Genomic DNA, 19540 nt, shown 5'->3' on the forward strand with positions numbered 1-19540 from the left:
TCCCGGCCCCACCAGACCGAAAGAGAGTCGCGCATGACCGATGACGCAGACGCCCTCCGCGTCGACGACCTGACCATCGCCTACGGCGCCGCGCCCCCGTCCGTCTCGGGTGTGTCGCTGCGTGTGCGCGAAGGGGAGATCGTCGGCGTCATCGGCGAGTCCGGCAGCGGCAAGTCCAGCGTCGCCCTGGCGATGATGGGCCTGCTGCCAGACTCGGCACGCATCACGGCCGCGAACATGGAGATCGCGGGCGTCGACATGAAGGGAGCCACCGAGCGCGACTGGGCCGAGGTGCGTGGCGTGAAGGCGTCGATGGTGTTCCAGGAGCCGATGTCGGCGCTCAACCCGTGCATGCGGATCGGCGCTCAGATCGCCGAAGTGCTGCAGATCCACGGCAAGGCGGACAAGGAGGGCGCGCGCGCCCGGGCACTGGAGATCCTCCGGCTCGTGCAGATGCCGGACGCCGAGAAGCGTCTGCACTACTACCCCCACCAGCTCTCCGGAGGTCAGCGTCAGCGCGTGGTCATCGCGATCGCCGTCGCCGCCGGGCCGTCGCTCCTCGTCGCGGACGAGCCGACCACAGCGCTCGACGTCACCGTGCAGGCCCAGATCCTCGACCTCATCAAGGGTCTGCGCGACGAGACCGGCATGGGCGTGCTGTTCATCAGCCACGACCTCGGGGTCATCGGCCAGCTGTGCGAGCGCGTCGCGGTGATGTACCGCGGCCGGGTCGTCGAGTCGGGGTGGGCGCGCCGGGTCCTCGAGGATCCGCAGCACCCGTACACGAGGGCATTGCTCGAGAGCATCCCGCGCCCATCTGTTCCGGTGCGTTCGCCGCTTGCCGTGATCCCGGCCGTCAACGACTTCGCCGAGATTCCCGCGGTCTTGGAGGACGTCGCATGAGCGACGATGTCCTGCGGGTGAAGAACATCACCCAGCGTTTCGGCCATGGCGACAATGCGATGACCGCGCTCGACGACGTGAGCCTGAACGTGCCGCGCGGCGAGACTCTCGGCCTCGTCGGAGAGTCCGGGTCGGGCAAGAGCACCCTCGCGCGCGCGATCCTGCTGATGCGCAGACCCACCGCGGGCACCATCGAGTTCGACGGTGCCGACGTCACGGGCCTGCGTGGCAGCGCGCTGCGCCGCCACCGGCGCCGCGTGCAGATGGTGTTCCAGGACCCGAACGACTCGCTCGATCCGCGCTTCACGGTGGGCCGCTCGATCGCCGAGCCCCTGGTCGCCGCCGGCATCGGTCAGAAGGAGCGTCGCCGACGGATCGCGGATTCACTCGATCGGGTCGGCCTGCCGACCGACGCGGGCGCACGCTACCCGCACGAGTTCTCGGGTGGCCAGCGTCAGCGCATCGCGATCGCCCGAGCGATGGCCGCGGACCCCGAGTTCGTGGTGCTCGACGAACCCACCTCGGCGCTGGACGTGTCGGTGCAGGCGCAGGTGCTGAATCTGCTCGTGCAACTGCAGAACGACACGGGCGTCACGTATCTGTTCATCACGCACAATCTCTCCGTCGTGCACCACATCGCCCATCGCGTCGCCGTGATGCACCGCGGCGAGGTCGTGGAGGAGGGAACCGGTGATCAGGTCATGAACGCGCCGCAGCATCCGTACACGCAGCGCCTGCTGGAGTCGATGCCGGTCCTCTATCGCACCTGAATCGCCACGCCGTCCAACCGAGGAGGATCAGCATGCGAGTGCAGAAGCGCGGCGACAACGCCCACGAGTGGGAGCTCTACGACGGTGCGGGAAGCATCGGCATCGAGTGGTACTTCAAGGAGACCACGGCGCTGCCCGTCTCGGTGATGCGGTATCAGCTGATGCCGGGCGCCGAGGAAGGCCAGCATCATCATCTGGCGGGCGACCCGGACAGCTGTTCCACAGACAGCTCCGACGAGATGTACGTCGTCACGCGTGGCGAGGTCGTGGTCACCTCTGGGACAGAGCGTCGGGTGCTGCATGCCGGCGATGCGTTCTACGCGCCGGAGGGCATGCGGCACGGCGTGCGCAACGATTCCGACATGGTCGCCGAGCTGATCCTCGTATTCGGCCCGCGCGGGCGCCACCCGTTCTCCCAATCGGGGACGGAGGGGTTCGACGCCGACGCCGCCCGCTGAGCGCGTCCGTCACCCGCGGCGGGCCTCCAGCCGCTCACGGAGCTCGTCGAGGCGGACAGCGATCCCGATGCGGAACATCCGCTCGTCATCGCGCCAGTCCGCGCCCAGTACGTGGTCCAGGCGATCCAGGCGCTGCAGGATCGTGTTGGTGTGGAAGTTCAGCGCCCGTGCGGTGCGCGTGGGGCTGGCGTTGTTGCGGACGAACGCCCGGAGCGTGCCGAGCAGGTCGGCGTTGCGTTCGGTGTCGTACTGCCGCACAGGGCCGATCGTGTCGCGGAGGAACGCAGCCAGCCCCTGCGAGTCGGAGTCGAGCACGGCGGAGTAGGGGAGGAAGTCATCCACGTGCGCGGTGAGGTCGGACAGATCGAGTGCGGCAAGCAGCCGTGCGGTCCGCATAGCCCCTTCGAACGACGCCGGCAGCGATCCCATCGTCGGGCGCGGCACCACGACGGTGACGGGATGCTGGATGGATGCCGCGATGTGGGCGCGAAGCTGCTCCGGTGCGATCTCACCCCCGCGGCTGGACTGAGCGGCGACGACGAAGCCGCGATACTCGCCGACGAGGGCGCGGTCGTCGAGCTGGCGTGCCAGCGCCCGTGCGGCGGACGTCTGCTGATCGCCGGGCACCGCCACGAGCAGCAGGGAATCGAGCTCCGCGAGGTCGACGCCGAGGCGCCGGGCCCGCCGGTCCACATCCGACCGCCGTTCCGGCACGTCGTCCAGGAGGTCCGCCATGAGCTCGCTGCGCACGCGGTGGTCGGCGCCCGCCGCGGCCTCCTGCTGCAGCTCGAGCAGGGCGCCGACCTGAGCCGCGCGCTCCACCGTCCGGAAGTCGACGGCGCCGAGCTCGAAGTCCCCGTCGCCGAGCAGCAGCGCGCCGAACTGCCGACTTCCTGCGGTGAGCGCCGCGACCGCGCGGACCCCAGGACCCGCGACCGCGACGCAGTGGCCGTGACGTCGGCTCTCCTCCAGTGCCGCGCGTACCGGTTCGTCGAGCGAGAGCATGACGGGCGGGAGCGGCAGACCCGCGGCGGCGATGATCCGCTCCTGCGCGTCGACGATCGCCACCGCCCGCCCGAGCGCGGAGGCGAGCGTCTCGGCCACCGGGGCGAACCCGCCGCCGGCGAGCACGGCCTGCACGAGCTCCTGGTGCACGGTGTTGGCCCGGTCGCGCTCGACCAGGTGCGCGGTGAGGCTCGCGAGCGTGCGCCTGCTGGCATCCTCGGACTCCTGCAGGTCTCGCAGCGTCTGGGTGGTCTGGAGGATGACGGACGCATGGTCGGCGAGCGCCGACAGCAGGGCGACCTCATCGGGGGAGAAGGTCTTCTCGGTCCGGTTCGCGACGAACAGCACGCCGAGCACGTCGTCGCTGGTGAGCATCGGCACCCCCAGCAGTGACACCAAGCCTTCGGCCGAGACCGCGTCGTCGATGCCGGCGTCGTGCCGTTCCTGCGCGTACCCGGTGTAGTCGGCCACCCAATGTGCTGTGCGGGACTCCACGACGACGCTCGCGAGCCCGCGGCCCGGCGGCACGCGGAGCGTCTGGAAGGACGCACTCACTGATCCGCTGGTCTCGCGGACGCGCAGCTCACGCGTGTCGGGATCGAACTCCGACAGGTAGGCGAGATCGACCCCCATCATCTCGTGGGCGCGCTGCACGAGCCGGGCGAGCACGGCGTCGCTGTCCCGCAGCTCCGCGAGCTCGCGGGCACTGGAGAACAGGGCCGACAGCTCGTGCTCCCGTCGCCGCAGCCGCGACAGCTCGCGCTGCGCCCGGCCGACGCGCTCGACCAGCGCTGCGGCATCCATCTCGGTCGCTCCCAGTCGAAGCAGCGCATCGCTGACACCGGTCGGACCGACCCGTTCAGGGTCGTATGCGGCATCCAGGAGCGCGGCGATGGGCTCGGTGTTCTCGGGCATCGGGTTCCGAGTCTAGGTCGCGCCGACGTGCTTCACGGTGTGCCATCCGCCTACAGAGGGGCCCTGGTGCTGAGTGTTCCACCCATCGTGGGGCACGCCCGCCGCTCCTAATGTCGTCCTTGACCGCAGCGCCGAGGACCCGGTGGCTGTTCCGAAGGAAGGTGGCCGATGCCGATCAACAGCCGAATCTCAGGTCTGCGCGACCACACCCCCGACGAGCGGCTCACCCTCGTCGCAGAGCGTGCCGGTCTCGACTCGGACGTGCTGGAGGCGCTGCGGCCCGACGCCGGACTCTCGCTCGCCCAGGCCGACCACATGATCGAGAACGTGGTGGGCCTGATCGGGATCCCCGTCGGCATCGCCACGAACTTCACCATCGACGGTCAGGACCGGCTGGTCCCGATGGCCACCGAGGAGCCGAGCGTCGTCGCCGCGGCCTCCAACGCCGCCCGGATGGCCCGCGGGCACGGCGGCTTCACCACCTCGTACACCGGCGACGTGATGATCGCGCAGATCCAGGTGCTCGACGCGGTCGAACCGCACGGCACCCGCTTCGCGCTGCTCGAGGCGCGCGACGAACTGCTCGCCCTCGCGAACGAGCAGGATCCGCTGCTCGTGTCGCTCGGCGGCGGCGCGTTCGACGTCTCCGTCCGGGTCCTGCGTACGCGGGCCGGTACGCAGGTGATCCTGCACCTGCACGTCGACGTGCGCGACGCCATGGGCGCGAACGCCGTGAACACGATGGCGGAGGCGATCGCCCCGCGCGTGGCCGAGCTCGCCGGCGCCCGCACCCTGCTGCGCATCCTGACCAACAAGGCCGAGCTGCGACTCACCCGTGCGCGCGCGGTGTTCGACGCCGAGCTGCTGGGCGGCGCGCAGGTCGTGGACGACATCGTCGCCGCCAGCGCCTTCGCCGAGGCAGACCCCTACCGCGCCGCGACGCACAACAAGGGCATCATGAACGGCATCACCGCCGTCGTCCTCGCCACCGGCAACGACACGCGCGCGGTGGAGGCGGGCTGCCATTCGCACGCCGCCCGCTCGGGCAGCTACGCCGCCCTGTCGCAGTTCGAGAAGGATGCCGACGGCAACGTCGTCGGCACGCTCGAGGTGCCTCTCGCCGTCGGTCTCGTCGGCGGCGCCACACGTGCGCACCCCACGGCACGGGCGGCGGTGACGCTGCTCGGAGTGCAGACGGCCCGCGAGCTCGCCGGCGCGATCGCCGCCGTCGGGCTCGCGCAGAACCTGGCCGCGTGCCGCGCGCTCGCCGCCGAGGGCATCCAGCGCGGGCACATGACGCTGCACGCCCGGACCATCGCCGCCAGCGCCGGCGCCGATGTGGACGAGATCGGGCCGGTCGCCGCGCGGATCGTCGCGGAGCGCCGGATCCGCGTCGAATACGCAAGGGAGGTTCTGGCCGAGCTGCGCGGGGACGGGGCGGGCGCATGACGCGCACCCCGCCCGGACCGCGCGTGCAGCGGGAGCCGGGGCTGCCTGCGCGAGTCACGGTGTTCGAGGTCGGCCCGCGGGACGGCCTCCAGGCCGAGACCGACATCATCCCCGCCGCCGTGAAGACGGAGCTGTGCCGCCGGCTCTACGCGGCCGGCACCCTCAACCTCGAGGTGACCAGCTTCGTGCCGCCGACATGGATTCCGCAGCTGGCGGACGCCGAGCAGGTGGTGGCCGCGCTCGACGTGCCGGACGGGGCTCGGGCCGTGGGTCTGGTGCCGAACCTCCGCGGGCTCCAGCGTGCCCTCGATGCCGGCATCAGGGAGGTGTCCGTCGTGGTCAGCGCCACCGAGGCGTTCGCGCAGGCCAACCTCAACACCACCCGTTCCGGTGCGATCGACCGTGCAGTGGAGGTCGTCGCCGCCGCGACGGCGCAGGGCATCCCGGTGCGCGGCTACGTCTCGATGGCGTTCGGCGATCCCTGGGAAGGGGCGGTCGACACGGCTGCCGTCACCGAGGCGGCGGCCGTGCTGCACCAGGCGGGGAGCCGCACCGTCGCCCTCGGCGACACCATCGGCGTCTCTACCCCCGGTTACACGGCCGCGGTCATCGCCGAGACTCTTGCGGCAGGCATCCCCGTCGAATCCCTCGCGCTGCATCTGCACGATACTTACGGTCAGTCGCTGGCGAACGTGCACGCCGCGCTGCGCCTGGGTGTCGCGGAGTTCGACTCCTCGGTGGGGGGCCTCGGTCGCTGCCCGTACGCCAAGGGCGCGACGGGTAACCTCGCGACAGAGGACCTGGTGTGGATGCTGCACGGCCTCGGAATCGAGACCGGGCTCGATCTCGACGCCCTCGCGGCCACCACGCTCTGGCTCTCCCGGATCCGCAACGTGCGTGCCTCATCCAACGTGGCTCGCGCGCTCGCTGCGGCTGGGCTCGACACACCGGATCCCGTACTGGAGGCACCGTCCGCATGACCCTCAGCCCGCTCCCCGCACCCGGTGCGCTCGCCGGTGTCACCGTGCTCGACTTGTCCCGAGTGCTCGCCGGCCCGTACGCCGCGCAGATGCTCGCGGATCTCGGCGCCACGGTGATCAAGATCGAGAATCCACGCGATCCCGACGTTTCGCGCGGCTTCCCGCCCTACCTCACCGACGGCGAGGAGGAGTTCAGCGCTTACTACGCGCAGTACAACCGAGGCAAGCTCGGCGTGGGACTGGACCTCGCCACGCCGGAGGGCGTGCAGGTGCTCAAGGATCTCGTGCGCTCGGCCGATGTGCTCGTCGAGAACTTCCGGCCCGGCACGATGGACAAGCTCGGCGTCGGCTACGACGTTCTGAGAGAGGTGAACCCGAAGCTCGTGTACACCGCCATCTCGGGCTACGGCCGGACCGGTTCGCGCAGCAGACGCCCCGCCTTCGACAACACCGCACAGGCCGCCGGCGGGATCTGGTCGATGAACGGCTACGCCGACCAGCCGCCGGTGCGGGTCGGGGTCACGATCGGCGACCTCTCCGCCACCCTCTTCGCGGTCGTCGGAACGCTGGCCGCGCTCCGGCACGCCGAGACGACCGGGGAGGGCCAGGTCGTCGACGTCGCGCAGGTCGACAGCATCGTCGCCCTGACCGAGACCGCGGTGGTCGACTACACCGTCAACGGCGCGGTGGCCTCGCCCCAGGGCAACGCCCACGCGTGGGTGCGCCCCTACGAGCTGTTCGACTGCGCCGACGGCCAGGTGTTCTTCGGCGCGTACACCGACAAGCTGTGGAACGCGAGCTGCGACCTGTTCGGCACCCCGGAGCACAAGGACGACCCGGAGCTCGACACGATGCGCAAGCGATTCGACGCCGACGTGTACGAGCGTCGCGTCAAGCCCATCGTGGCGGGGTGGCTCGCGACGCGCACGAAGCAGGAGCTCGAGGACCTCGCCGGCGACATCGTGCCCCTCACCGCGATCAAGACGATCGGCGAGGTCGTGGACGATCCCGGCACGGCCGAGCGCGACATGATCGTGTCCGCCGACTACGGCGATCTGGGTGTGCTGCGGATGTTCGGCCAGCCGATCAAGCTGTCGGCCACGCCCGCGACCCCGGCGCGTACGGCCAACCGGTTCGCGGAGCACGCCGACCAGGTGCTCGCCGAGTTCGCCGGGTACGACGCCGAGCGCATCGCCGAGCTGCGGGCGGCGGGAGCTCTGCCGTGACCGTCGTGCGCACCGAACGGATCGGGGAAGCGGTCGTCGAGGCCTATCGCGGCACGTTCGCCGTCGCCGACGCCCCGGGACGCGACGGCCACGAGCTGCCCCCCGCGTGGGAGGGCGTGTTCTTCCCGTACACGGCCGCGCTCGCCGATCTGCGCCCCGACGGCTCGCCCGCTCGAGACGGGGTCGTGCCCGAGGTGGACCTGCCGCGCCGCATGTACGCGGGCGAGACGACGGAGTTCCTCCGGCCGATCCGCATCGGCGACGACGTGACGCAGACCACGAGCCTCGGCTCCGTCGTCGAGAAGGCCGGCTCGCGTGGCCGGCTGATGTTCGTGGACGTCGAGCGCGAGTACGCCGTGAGCGGCGAGACGGCGGTGCGCAGCGTCTGGCACGATGTGTTCCTTGAGGCCGCCGATCCGGCCGCTCCGGCGCGACCGGCGCGGCCCGATCCCTCCGCCGCGGCGGACGCCGATTGGGTCGAGGAACTGACGCCGGACGCCCGGCAGCTGTTCCGTTTCTCGGCGCTGACGTTCAACACACACCTCATCCACTACGACCGCGCGTGGGCACGCGACGTGGAGGGTCTGCCCGACCTCCTCGTGCACGGTCCGCTCACACGCATGCTCCTGATGGACGCCGCGCGCCGAAACGTGCCCGGCCGCCGGCCCGCACGTCTGGACGTGCGCGCGATCGCGCCGGTGCTCGTGGATCGCCCGCTGCGGATCGTCGGGCGCACCGAGGGCGACGCGACTCGCGTGACCGCCGTGGACGAGGAGGACGTCGTCCTCGCGACCGCCGACGTGGACTGGGCGTGAGAGCACTCCACGGCCCCGACATCCGCGCCCTGATCGCATTGGAGTCATCATGAGACCGAACCCCGACTACGCGCTCGACGACATCGACGCCATCCGCGCGCTCGTGCGCGAGCATCCCTGGGCGACGATCGTCAGTCACGTGCCGGGGGGAGGCCTCGTCGCGTCGCACTATCCGGTCCTTCTCGACGAGAGCGCGGATGGCGTCGTGCTGCTCAGTCATGTCGGTCGTCCGGATGAGCGACTGCACCGGCTGGGCTCGCACGAGCTGATGGTGATCGTCTACGGTCCGCAAGGCTATGTCTCGCCCGGCTGGTACGAGACGCCGACGGCCGTCCCGACCTGGGACTTCGCCGTCGCGCACCTGTTCGGGACTCCGGAGATCCTTTCGGACGAGGAGAACCTGCAGGTGCTGGAGCGCCTCGTCGCGCGGTTCGAGAGTGCGCTGCCCGAGCCGTTCCTGATGAACAGGACGCTGGAGAACGCGGACTACGCTGCGCGGATCGTGCACGGCACGGTCGGGTTCCGGATGCGGGCGGAGCGCATCGAGGCGAAGGAGAAGATGAGCCAGGACAAGCCCGCCGAGGTGATCGCACGAGTCGTCGAGGCCCTGCGCAGACCGGGCCCGTATGAGAACCCGGAGCTCGCCGACCGGATCGCGACCGTGAACGGACAGGAGGTGCCGACATGACCGCCTTCGTGGGCGTCGCCGACATCGTGCAGTGGATCTCGCGCCGCGGCGCCGAGGCGATCTTGGCCGAGCTGACCGACGTCATCGAGGCCGACTTCCGTCGCTGGGAGTCGTTCGACAAGACGCACCGGATCGCGAGTCACACGCCGTTCGGCGTGATCGAGCTGATGCCGATCAGCGATCCGGACGTGTACGCCTTCAAGTACGTCAACGGCCACCCGTTCAACCCGGCCCGGGGCTATCAGACGGTGACCGCGTTCGGCGTGCTGGCCGACGTGCACAACGGCTACCCGGTGTTCCTGGCCGAGATGACCCTGCTCACCGCGCTGCGCACCGCCGCCACCTCGGCGATGGTCGCCCGGCACCTCGCCCGCGCGGACTCCACCACGATGGCGATGATCGGCGCCGGGAGCCAGGCGGAGTTCCAGGCCCTGGCCTTCCGTGCCGTGCTCGGAATCGACCGGCTCCGGGTCTACGACGTGGACCCCGCGGCATCCGCCAAGTTCGTGCGCAACCTCGCGCCGCGCGGCTTCGACATCACCATCTGCGCGTCCGCGTCCGAAGCGGCATCCGGTGCCGACGTCGTCACGACCTGCACGGCCGACAAGGCGGTCGCGCAGGTGCTCACCGACGCCGACGTCGCGCCGGGCATGCATATCAACACCATCGGCGGCGACTGCCCGGGCAAGACGGAGCTAGACCCGCGGATCCTCGGGCGCGGCCCCGTGTTCGTGGAGTACGCACCGCAGACCCGCGTTGAAGGAGAGATCCAGAACGTCGCGCCCGATTTCCCCGTCACGGAGTTCTTCAGGGTGGTCACGGGGGCGGCCAGGGGCCGCAGCTCGGCCGACGAGGTGACGGTGTTCGACTCCGTCGGATTCGCGATCGAGGACTTCTCGGCCCTCCGCTACCTCCGTGCCGATGTCGCAGGCACGGGCCTCGAGAGGCACATCGACCTCGTCGCCGCGCCCGACGATCCGAAGGATCTCTTCGGCTTCGCGACTGCACCTGTTCCCGCCTTCTGACGTGTCCCCGCCACGAGAACCTGTGCCACATCGCGCACCGCTGCCACTTTCCTGATCGGAGCATCATGATGGAGCCCGTGACTCTCCGGGGCGCCCGCCCTTTCGACGGCGGCGAGCCCGTCGACCTCGTCCTCCGCGACGGTGTCATCGCCGAGATCGCGCCTCTCGGCACTGCGGACGCCTCCGGCGAGGTCGTCGACGTCGACGGTCGCTGGATCGGGCCCGGGCTGTGGGATGCGCACGTGCACTTCACGCAGCATGTGATCCGCCGCCGCCGGCTCGATCTCACCGAGACCCGCACGGCGGACGACGTGCTCGACGTCGTCCGGCGTGCCGGCGCCGCCGACGCGCCGCTGACGAACGGCATCCTCATGGGCTACGGCTTCCGCGACGGCCTGTGGCCCGTGCCGGCGACGCTCGCGGCGCTGGACGAGGTCGTGCCGGATGTGCCGGTCGTGCTCGTCAGCGGCGACCTGCACTGCGGGTGGATGAACAGCGCAGCCGCCCGGCGCTTCGGCGTCGAGCTCGACGCCACCGGACTGCTCCGCGAGGGCCCGTGGATCAGCCTGCTGCACTCGTTCGACGAGGCCTCCCAGCTGCCGCTGAGCGCCTACCGCGAGGCGGCAGACGCCGCTGCGGCACGGGGCGTGGTCGGAATCGTCGAGTACGAGAAGACCGACAACGTCGCCGAGTGGTCGTCGCGCACTGCGGGCGGGGTCACGAGCCTCCGCGCCGACATCGCGGTATGGCCCGACCTGCTCGAGTCGGCGATCGCCGCCGGACGCCGCACGGGCGACGCCGTGGACGACCAGGGGCTCATCAGGTTCGGACGCCTCAAGGTCGTGGTGGACGGCTCGCTCAACACCCGCACCGCGTGGTGCTGGGACCCGTACCCCGGCATGGATGCGCGGCACCCGCACGCGTGCGGAATCGAGAGCGTGCCCATCACCGAACTGCGGCGCCTGCTCGAGCGGGCTCGCGACGCCGGCATCGAGGCTGCCGTGCACGCCATCGGCGACCGCGCGAACACCGAGGTGCTCGACACGTTCGAAGCGCTGGGCATGAAGGGCGTGATCGAGCACGCGCAACTCGTCCGCGACGACGACTTCGCCCGGTTCGCAGAGCTCGGCCTGATCGCGAGCGTTCAGCCCGAGCACGCCATGGACGATCGCGACGTGGCCGACCACCACTGGGCCGGCCGTACGGGCCGTGCCTTCGCATTCAGGTCACTGCATCGCGCCGGCGCCGCCCTGCGCCTGGGCTCCGACGCCCCGGTCGCGCCGCTGGACCCATGGATCTCGCTGGCCGCGGCCACCGCTCGCAGCCGCGGCGACCGGGAGGCGTGGCATCCCGAGCAGCGGCTGCCGCTGAATGTCGCGCTCGCCGCCTCGGTGCGCACGTCTCTGGCGATGGGCCAGCCCGCCGACCTCGTGCTCACCGAACGCGACCCGTATGCGAGCGACCGCGACGAGCTGCGCGCGATGCCGGTCGCCGCGACGTTGCTCGGCGGCCGGTTCACCTGGCGGGAGGTCTGAGACGGCCATGACGACGACGACCTTCACCAACGCTCGGGTGTTCACGGGCGAGTCTGAGACCGCATTCGCTTCGGCCTTCCGGATCACGGACGGCCTCGTGGACTGGGTCGGGGAGGCGGCGGATGTCACCGAACCGGGGGCCATCGACCTCGGCGGCCGGACGGTCGTGCCCGGGCTTCTGGACAGCCATACCCACCCGGCGCTGCTGGCAGGGACCGCGGCGGCGGTGGAGTGCTTCCCGCCTGCCGTGACGACCATGGACGCGCTGGTCGACACGCTCCAGCGGCACGCCGGGACGGTGACCGGCCCGGACGCGTGGGTGCTCGGCCGCGGGTTCGACGACACGAAGTTCCCGGACGGCCGCATGCCGACCGCGGCGGATCTCGACCGCATCGCCACGGACCGTCCCGTGCTGGTCTGGCGCTGCGACGCCCACTCCGCCGTGTGCAACTCGCGCGCCCTGGAGCTCGCCGGCATCACCGCGCACACGCCTGACCCGGACGGCGCACGGTTCGAACGGGACGCGGACGGCAACCCCAACGGCGTGCTCACGGAGATCGCCGCGGTCGACGCGGTGGCGAAGTTCATCCCTGCGCCCACGCGGGAAGAACAGCTCGCCGCCATCGGGTCGATCGGCGACGAGCTGGCCTCGCGCGGCATCGTCGCCGTGTGCGACCTGCTGTCCACTCGGATCGATGATCCGCTCGCGACATTCCGTGCCGCCGCCGAGCGCGGTCTGCGCACGCGGGTCGCGCTCTACCCGGGCTGGGATCCGGCGGCTCCGCTGGCCGACCTCGATCCAGGTGATCGCGAGGGGCAGATCCGCGTGGCAGGCGTGAAGGTCGTGCTCGACGGCGCCTATTCCAACCGCACGGCCTGGGTGCATGCGCCCTACCCGGACTCGTGCGACCACGGCCTGCGCCTGGTCGACGACGAGGACATTCTCGCCGCGGGCGACTGGGCCCGGCGCAACGGCGTGCAGCTCGCGGTCCATGCCATGGGCGACCGGGCGCTGGATCGCGTGGTGGAGCTCTTCGAGGATGCCGAGCCCTGGCTCGACGGCATCCCCTCGGTGCGGATCGAGCATGCCACGATCGTCAGCGACGCCTATCTGGAGCGCCTGACCTCGGCGCGGATGTCGTTCGGCGTCGCGACGCACACCGTGTTCTTCTTCGCCGAGTACGACGGCTACGAGAAGGCCCTGCGCGTGGAGCAGGTGCCGGATGCCTATCCGATCGCCCGTCTGTACGACGGTCTCGGCCCGCTCGCGCTGTCGTCCGACCGACCCGCCACCGCCTGGAGCGGCGCCGACGACGTGATGCTGTCGGTCGAAGCGGCCGTCCGCCGTCGCACCTACAACGGCGTGGAGTTCGGCCCCGAGGCCGCGATCACGGTGCCGCAGGCGCTGCTGCTGTACACCTCGCGGGCGGCGTCCCTCTCGCCGCTGACCGGCGTGGGCACGATCGCGCCCGGCTTCGACGGCAGCTTCGCCGTGCTCGACCGCGACGTCTTCACCGTGCCGGTCGAAGAGATCGCCGCCGTCCGCATCGCCGAGACGTGGATCCGTGGCGAGCGGGTCTTCGTCCTGGTCTGATCGGCACGACGACAGCGAGGACTCACGCATGACCGACGACATGAACGGGGCGTTCCGGCCGCTCTCCGGCATCCGCGTTATCGACTTCACGCGACTGCTCGCAGGTCCCTACGCCACGATGACGCTCGCGGAGCTCGGTGCCGACGTGATCAAGGTCGAGCAGCCCGGCATCGGCGACGAGACGCGGCACTGGGGTCCGCCGTTCGTGCACGGCGCGAGCGCGTACTTCCACGCGATCAATCGCGGCAAGCGCAGCATCGCACTCGACCTCGCCGATCTCGCCGACCGCGACGTCGCCCACCGACTCGTCGGCTCGGCGGACGTGCTGGTGGAGAGCTTTCGCCCCGGCGTCGCCGACCGGCTCGGGATCGGTGCTGCGGCGATGCGCGAGCGGTTCCCGCGGCTCGTGTACGCCTCGATCAGCGGCTTCTCGCAGCGCGGGCCGCTCTCGGCGGAGCCGGGCACGGCGGTGACGGTGGAGGCGGAATCCGGGCTGATGCACGTCACCGGCTACGAGGGCGCCGATCCGGTGCGCTCGGGCGTCGCGATGGTGGACATCGCGACGGGCATGTCGATGATCAACGGGGTGCTCGCCGCGCTGCTCGAGCGAGAGCGCACGGGGTTCGGCCGCCGACTCGAGTTCTCGCTGTTCGCCACCGCGCTCAGTTCACTCGGCACGGTCATCGCCGCGGCCTCGGCCGGCGCGCCGCCGTCGAAGCCGTGGGGCAGCTCCCATCCGTCGATCGTCCCGTACCGCGCGTTCGCGGCGGCCGACGGGTACGTGGTGCTGGGAGCGACGAATGACGCCATGTTCGCCCGGCTCGTCGCCGCGCTCGATCTCGGCGACGAGGTCGGCGCTGCACGCTGGGCTCGCAACCGGGACCGGGTGGAAGGACGAGACGAGCTCGAAGCCATCCTCGCCGCGCGGATGGCCGAGCTCCCCGTCGACGCCGTCGTCGAGACATTGAAGGCTGCGCGCGTGCTGGTCGCCCGGGTGCGCAGCCCCGAAGAGGCCGCTCGGGACCCGCAGGCCGACGCGCTGGGGCTCATCGAGCACGACGACGGCGTCTCGATCGCGCGCTCGGCGCTGGGGACCAACGGCACCCGGCATCTCCCGCGCGCACCGCAGCTCGATGCGGACGGTGCGCAGCTGCGCGCCGAGCTGGGGCTCTGATGACGGGATGCCGGGGGCCTGGGGATCCGGTGAAGCCGCGCTGGCGAGTCAGAGCGACGGACATGGATCGGGGTCGCTCGGCGAGATCCCGACACACGCAGAGAGGACGGATTCCGGATGAGGGCACAGTTCGAGGCCGCGGCGGAGGAGCTTCGCGACGACCTGGTCGCGGTGCGGCGTGAGCTGCACGAAGCGGTGGAGGTGGGTCTGGATCTCCCGCGGACGCAGAGGATCCTGCTGCGGGAGCTGGACGGGCTGGGGCTCGAGATCAGCCGCGGCGAGTCGCTGTCGTCGATCACCGCGGTGCTGCGCGGCGGACGTCCGGGTCCCGTCGTGTTGCTGCGCGGCGACATGGACGGGTTGCCGATCGCCGAAGCGACCGGCCTCCCGTTCGCCTCGACCTCGGGCGCGATGCACGCGTGCGGACACGACCTGCACATGGCGGGAGTCCTCGGGGCCGCCCGGCTTCTCGCCGACCGGCGCGAGGAGCTGCCCGGAACCGTCGTGTTCATGTTCCAGCCGGGCGAGGAGGGGCAGGCCGGCGGTCGCCTGATGATCGATGAGGGCGTGCTCGATGCGGCGGGCGAGAGGCCCGTAGCGGCCTACGCGCTCCACGTCGACAGCGCCACCCCGCGCGGCCGGCTGGTCACCCGCGAGGGATCGATGATGGCCAGCGCCAGTGCGCTGCGGATGACCCTGCGCGGCACCGGCGGCCACGCCGCGTTCCCTCAGCTCGCGATCGATCCGGTGCCGGTGGCCGCGCAGCTCATCCTCGCCGTGCAGGCGTTCGCCGCGCGCCGCCTGCCCGCGACGGACCAGGCCGTGCTCTCGATCACGCGGCTCCGCAGCGACTCGGAGGCCGGCAATGTGCTGTCGGCGACCGTCGACATCGAGGCGAACATCCGCACACTGTCGACGGCGACGCTCGAGACCGTGCGCGAGCACCTGCCCGCCCTGCTGACCGGCATCGCCGAGGCGAACGGCTGCACTCTGGACACGGAGTTCATCGCGTCCTACCCCGTGACCTACAACGACCCCACCGAGACCCGAGAGGTGCTCGCCGTACTCGATGAGCTGGTGGGGGCGGAGCGCGTGACACGGCTGGAAGCGCCGTCGATGGCATCCGAGGACTTCTCGTACGTGCTGCAAGAGGTGCCGGGCACGCTGGTGTTCGTGGGCGCGGCCCCCGACAGCGGCCCGCTGCCGCTGCACTCCGAGCACGCCCTCTTCGACGACGCCGTCCTCCCGCTGCAGGCGACGGTGCTCGCCGAGCTCGCGTGGCGGCGGCTCGAGCGCGGCTGACCAAGGAACAGAGGGGGAGGCTGCAGCAGCCATATCCTCGCTCATGAATGTGGCTGGCGCGCACATACTCCGATGCGACGCGCCCTGACAGGCTGGGGCCGAGCCGTCGTCAGTGGTGACGCGGTGGAAGGGATTCACCATCATGACCTCGGCATCCACCGGGACCCTCGCCTCGCCGGAGAGCTCCGCGCCGTCCGATACCGCCGCCTCCTCGCAGATCCGTACGATCGTCGCCTCGAGCGTCGTCGGCACCACGGTGGAGTGGTTCGACTTCTTCGCCTACTCCACGGCTGCCGCGCTCATCCTCAACTCGCTGTTCTTCCCGGAGTACGACCCGCTCGTCGGCACGATCCTCGCCTTCGGCGGCATCGCCGTCGGCTACTTCGGACGACCGCTCGGATCCATCGTCTTCGGCCACTTCGGCGACCGGATCGGCCGCAAGCGGATGCTCGTGCTGTCGCTGGTGACGATGGGCATCGCCACCTTCCTCATCGGCCTCCTGCCGACGTACGCCGCGATCGGGGTCGCTGCCCCGATCCTCCTCATGGTGCTGCGTTTCGTGCAGGGCTTCGCTCTCGGCGGCGAGTGGGGCGGTGCGGTCCTGCTCGTCGTCGAGCATGCCGCACCGCGGCGGAGAGCGTTCCTGGGCAGCTTCCCCCAGGTGGGCCTCGCGCTCGGACTCACGCTGTCCACTCTTGTCTTCCTGCCGCTGGTGGCGCTCCCCGGCGACGCGTTCGCAACGTGGGGTTGGCGGATCCCTTTCCTGATCAGCGCCGTCCTGGTGCTGGTCGGTCTGTTCATCCGGCTTCGCATCACCGAGACGCCCGAGTTCGAGGAGATGCGCAGCGCGGGGCAGGCCGCGCGCGTGCCGCTGTGGGACACGCTCAAGACGCACACCGCTCAGGTGCTGCTCGCCGCGCTCAGCTTCGCCGTGATCGGCGCGGTCTTCTACATGCTCTTCACGTTCAGCCTCACCTACGGCACCGAGTTCATCGGACATGACCCGTCGCAGATGCTGACCATCGCGACGATCTGCTCCGTGCTCGCCCTCGGCGGTCTGCCGCTGGCCGGCCGGCTCGCCGACCGCTTCGGCGTCGCCCGGGTGTTCGGTGGCGGAACAGTGCTCTCGATCGTCCTCGCCTTCCCGGCGTTCTGGCTGATCGACACCGGCAGCCTGGCCGCGGCATATGTCGCCTATATCGCCATGACCATCGGCTTCTGCGCAACGTACGGCACGCTCGGTGTGCTGTACGCGCAGGCGTTCGCGGTCCGCATCCGCTACACCGGGATGTCGCTGGCCCTCGGTATCGGCACCATCGCCGGATCGGCGTTCGTGCCGATGATCTACCTCGAGCTGCTGTCGGTGTTCGAGGGTTCGTGGGCGATCGCGCTCTACATCGTCGCGGCCGGCCTCGTGACGCTCGTCTCGTCGGCGCTGCTGCACCGCCTCACCGCTCGCGCCACGCGCCGTGCCGAGGCATCCGTCCCCGCCCTCTCGAAGGGATCCGCTCGATGATCGACGCGACCGCCCACGGCCCGATGCTGGACGCCTGGGAGGAGGTCGACGCCGCGCGCGGGTCGCTCGCGGGTGTCGTCGTCGTCGACGTGACGCGCGTGGTGGCCGGACCGTACTGCTCGATGATCCTCGCCGACCTCGGCGCGACGGTGATCAAAGTGGAGAACCCGGACGACCCGGACTACACACGCACCTTTCCCCCGCTCCTGCCGCGAGAGGGAGCGGAGCCGCTGAGCGGGTTCTTCGCCCAGTACAACCGCAACAAGCTCGGCATGACGTTGAATCTGAAGAGCCCGGACTCCGCCGACGTGCTCGACCGGCTCGTCGCGCGGGCCGACGTACTGGTGGAGAACTTCCGCCCTGGCACCATGGATCGGCTAGGACACGGCTACGAGCGGCTGCGGCAGGTCAACCCGCGCCTCGTCTACGCCGCGCTCAGTGGCTACGGGCAGTCCGGCCCGTACCGCAGCAGGCCGGCCTATGACAACAGCGCCCAGGCGACCGGGGGCCTGTGGTCGATGAACGGCCCGGCCGGCGGGCCGCCTACTCGCGTCGGGACGATCATCGGCGACCTGGCGGCGAGCCTGTACGGGGTGATCGGGGTGCTCGCCGCACTCCGGCACGTCGAGCGGACCGGCGAGGGCCAGTTCGTGGACGTCTCGCAGCAGGACTCGGTGCTCACCCTCACCGAGAACGCCGTGGTGTCGTACACCGCCGAGAGCAAGGTTCCCGAGCCGCTGGGAAACGCCCACCCCTTCGTCCGTCCCTACGAGCTGTTCCCGTGCCGCGACGGCTACGTCTTCTTCGGCGGCTACACCGACAAGTTCTGGCGGATCTCGTGCGAGACGTTCGGGAGCGCCGCCGACTGGGACGCGCACCCCGACCTCCACGCCATGGCGACCCGTTTCGACGGCGACGTTTACCGCGAGCAGGTGCGGCCGATGATCGAGCGCTGGTTCGCGCCCCGCACGAAGGCCGAGCTCGAGGCGCTCGCGGGCGATCTCGTGCCGTTGAGTGCGGTGAAGGATATCGGCGAGGTCGTCGAGGATCCTCAGATCGCCGCGCGCGACATGATCGTCGAGGCCCAGTACCCCGGGCACGGCGCGCTGCGCACGTTCGGGTCGCCGATCAAACTGGACCGCACGCCGCCGCGAACGGGAGGCCTGGCCCCCGAGATCGGTCAGCACACGACGGATGTCCTGCGCGATCTGCTCGGCTTCACCGCCGACGAGGTCGACGCCCTGCGCTCGGGCGGGACCGTCTGATGGGCAGGGTCCGGCTGGAGCGCTCCGGCGGCATCGGCGTCATCACGATCGACCGACCCGACAAGCTCAACGCGCTCACGCTGGCGATGTACGACGAACTGGGCGAGGCGTTCGCCGAGGTCCGCGACGACCCTCGAATCGGTGTGGCGGTTCTCACGGGCGCGGGCGACCGGGCGTTCTGCGTCGGCGCCGACCTGGCCGAATCCATCCCCGCGCTCACCGAGGAGCACTTCGACATCAGCGAGTGGGATGCGGCGCACCAGAAGCACTCCACGCTCGAGAAGCCGGTGATCGCGGCCGTCAACGGGCTGTGCTTCGGCGGCGGGTTCGAGATCATGCTCTCCACCGACATCCGGCTGGCTTCTGCCGATGCCGTTTTCGCGCTGCCTGAGACCGGCGTCGGGGTCGTGCCGGCGGGTGGGACGCTGGTGCGGTTGATCCGGCAGATCCCCTATGCGTTCGCTATGGATCTGATGCTCCGCGGCACTCGCATCGACGCCGACATCGCGCTGCGGTACGGGCTCGTCAACAGGGTCGTGCCGGGGGCGGAGCTGTACGCCGAGTCGATCGCCGTGGCCGAAGAGCTGCTGTCCAAGAGCGGCACCGCCATCGCGACCGTGAAGCGGGCGGTGCGCGCGCTGGCAGATCTGCCCGAGGACGAGGCGTTCCGGCAGGAAGCGGTGCTCGGCCAGCAGGCTTTCGCGAGCGACGACGCCCGCGAAGGACTCGCGGCCTTCGCCGCGCGGCGCCCCCCGGTGTTCCCGTCGCACGTCGGCGCCGGGGTGGCATGACCGGCGGGCGTCGCTCCTAGACTGCTGTCAGTCTCATCGCCGCTGCCCGAGGAGGTGCGTTGGCCGACACGCCACGTGCACGCCCGCGCTCCGCGGCGGCGGCGCTCGTTCGCGAGGTCGTTGTCGCAA

17 protein-coding genes are annotated in these 19540 nt (G+C 70.7%); 16 read left to right on the forward strand and 1 reads right to left on the reverse strand.

What is annotated here, in order from left to right; translation table 11 throughout:
* Nucleotides 1-33: 33 nt before the first annotated feature.
* The 3 genes from AC3ANN_RS18825 to AC3ANN_RS18835 are packed head-to-tail and all read left to right on the forward strand — an operon-like array spanning nucleotide 34 to nucleotide 2131.
* On the forward strand, nucleotides 34-903 hold the full coding sequence (locus AC3ANN_RS18825; protein ID WP_488338896.1) for an ABC transporter ATP-binding protein: 870 nt from the start codon (nucleotides 34-36) through the stop codon (nucleotides 901-903).
* The gene (locus tag AC3ANN_RS18830; RefSeq protein WP_488338897.1) at nucleotides 900-1673 is read left to right on the forward strand and encodes an ATP-binding cassette domain-containing protein; all 774 of its coding nucleotides are present in this window, start codon (nucleotides 900-902) and stop codon (nucleotides 1671-1673) included. Before AC3ANN_RS18825 ends, AC3ANN_RS18830 begins: the two co-directional genes overlap by 4 nt.
* Nucleotides 1674-1705: 32 nt before the next feature.
* Complete coding sequence (locus AC3ANN_RS18835) at nucleotides 1706-2131, forward strand: cupin domain-containing protein (protein ID WP_488338898.1); 426 nt, start codon at nucleotides 1706-1708, stop codon at nucleotides 2129-2131.
* Nucleotides 2132-2140: 9 nt separating this feature from the next.
* Here AC3ANN_RS18835 and AC3ANN_RS18840 read toward each other — a convergent pair whose 3' ends face one another.
* Nucleotides 2141-4051, reverse strand: coding sequence for a GAF domain-containing protein (locus AC3ANN_RS18840; RefSeq protein ID WP_488338899.1), 1911 nt, complete (start codon nucleotides 4049-4051; stop codon nucleotides 2141-2143).
* Nucleotides 4052-4219: 168 nt separating this feature from the next.
* On the opposite strand from AC3ANN_RS18840, the gene AC3ANN_RS18845 reads away from it, so the two are divergent.
* The 13 genes from AC3ANN_RS18845 to AC3ANN_RS18905 all read left to right on the forward strand — a co-directional run bounded on the left by AC3ANN_RS18845 (nucleotide 4220) and on the right by AC3ANN_RS18905 (nucleotide 19411).
* Complete coding sequence (locus AC3ANN_RS18845; RefSeq protein ID WP_488338900.1) at nucleotides 4220-5500, forward strand: hydroxymethylglutaryl-CoA reductase, degradative; 1281 nt, start codon at nucleotides 4220-4222, stop codon at nucleotides 5498-5500.
* Entirely contained in the window at nucleotides 5497-6480 is a 984-nt protein-coding gene (locus AC3ANN_RS18850; protein WP_488338901.1) for a hydroxymethylglutaryl-CoA lyase, read from the forward strand. The genes AC3ANN_RS18845 and AC3ANN_RS18850 overlap by 4 nt, the downstream gene beginning before the upstream one ends.
* Nucleotides 6477-7706, forward strand: a complete 1230-nt coding sequence (locus tag AC3ANN_RS18855; RefSeq protein ID WP_488338902.1) for a CaiB/BaiF CoA transferase family protein — start codon at nucleotides 6477-6479, stop codon at nucleotides 7704-7706. The genes AC3ANN_RS18850 and AC3ANN_RS18855 overlap by 4 nt, the downstream gene beginning before the upstream one ends.
* A complete protein-coding gene (locus AC3ANN_RS18860) occupies nucleotides 7703-8521 on the forward strand; it encodes an FAS1-like dehydratase domain-containing protein (RefSeq protein ID WP_488338903.1) in 819 nt (272 codons plus the stop codon). Before AC3ANN_RS18855 ends, AC3ANN_RS18860 begins: the two co-directional genes overlap by 4 nt.
* A gap of 49 nt (nucleotides 8522-8570) precedes the next feature.
* Complete coding sequence (locus tag AC3ANN_RS18865; RefSeq protein WP_488338904.1) at nucleotides 8571-9209, forward strand: FMN-binding negative transcriptional regulator; 639 nt, start codon at nucleotides 8571-8573, stop codon at nucleotides 9207-9209.
* Nucleotides 9206-10234, forward strand: a complete 1029-nt coding sequence (gene ocd, locus AC3ANN_RS18870; RefSeq protein ID WP_488338905.1) for an ornithine cyclodeaminase — start codon at nucleotides 9206-9208, stop codon at nucleotides 10232-10234. The genes AC3ANN_RS18865 and ocd overlap by 4 nt, the downstream gene beginning before the upstream one ends.
* Nucleotides 10235-10302: 68 nt before the next feature.
* Nucleotides 10303-11769, forward strand: a complete 1467-nt coding sequence (locus AC3ANN_RS18875) for an amidohydrolase (RefSeq protein ID WP_488340878.1) — start codon at nucleotides 10303-10305, stop codon at nucleotides 11767-11769.
* A 7-nt stretch (nucleotides 11770-11776) separates the two neighbouring features.
* Complete coding sequence (locus tag AC3ANN_RS18880; protein WP_488338906.1) at nucleotides 11777-13363, forward strand: amidohydrolase; 1587 nt, start codon at nucleotides 11777-11779, stop codon at nucleotides 13361-13363.
* Nucleotides 13364-13391: 28 nt separating this feature from the next.
* A complete protein-coding gene (locus tag AC3ANN_RS18885; protein WP_488338907.1) occupies nucleotides 13392-14537 on the forward strand; it encodes a CaiB/BaiF CoA transferase family protein in 1146 nt (381 codons plus the stop codon).
* Nucleotides 14538-14654: 117 nt separating this feature from the next.
* Nucleotides 14655-15839, forward strand: coding sequence for a M20 metallopeptidase family protein (locus AC3ANN_RS18890; protein ID WP_488338908.1), 1185 nt, complete (start codon nucleotides 14655-14657; stop codon nucleotides 15837-15839).
* A gap of 142 nt (nucleotides 15840-15981) precedes the next feature.
* Nucleotides 15982-17355, forward strand: coding sequence for an MFS transporter (locus AC3ANN_RS18895; RefSeq protein WP_488338909.1), 1374 nt, complete (start codon nucleotides 15982-15984; stop codon nucleotides 17353-17355).
* Nucleotides 17352-18620, forward strand: coding sequence for a CaiB/BaiF CoA transferase family protein (locus AC3ANN_RS18900; RefSeq protein WP_488338910.1), 1269 nt, complete (start codon nucleotides 17352-17354; stop codon nucleotides 18618-18620). The genes AC3ANN_RS18895 and AC3ANN_RS18900 overlap by 4 nt, the downstream gene beginning before the upstream one ends.
* A complete protein-coding gene (locus AC3ANN_RS18905; protein WP_488338911.1) occupies nucleotides 18620-19411 on the forward strand; it encodes an enoyl-CoA hydratase/isomerase family protein in 792 nt (263 codons plus the stop codon). Before AC3ANN_RS18900 ends, AC3ANN_RS18905 begins: the two co-directional genes overlap by 1 nt.
* The last annotated feature ends 129 nt before the right edge of the window (nucleotides 19412-19540 follow it).

It is taken from the genome of Microbacterium sp. STRO-2N, assembly GCF_057747775.1.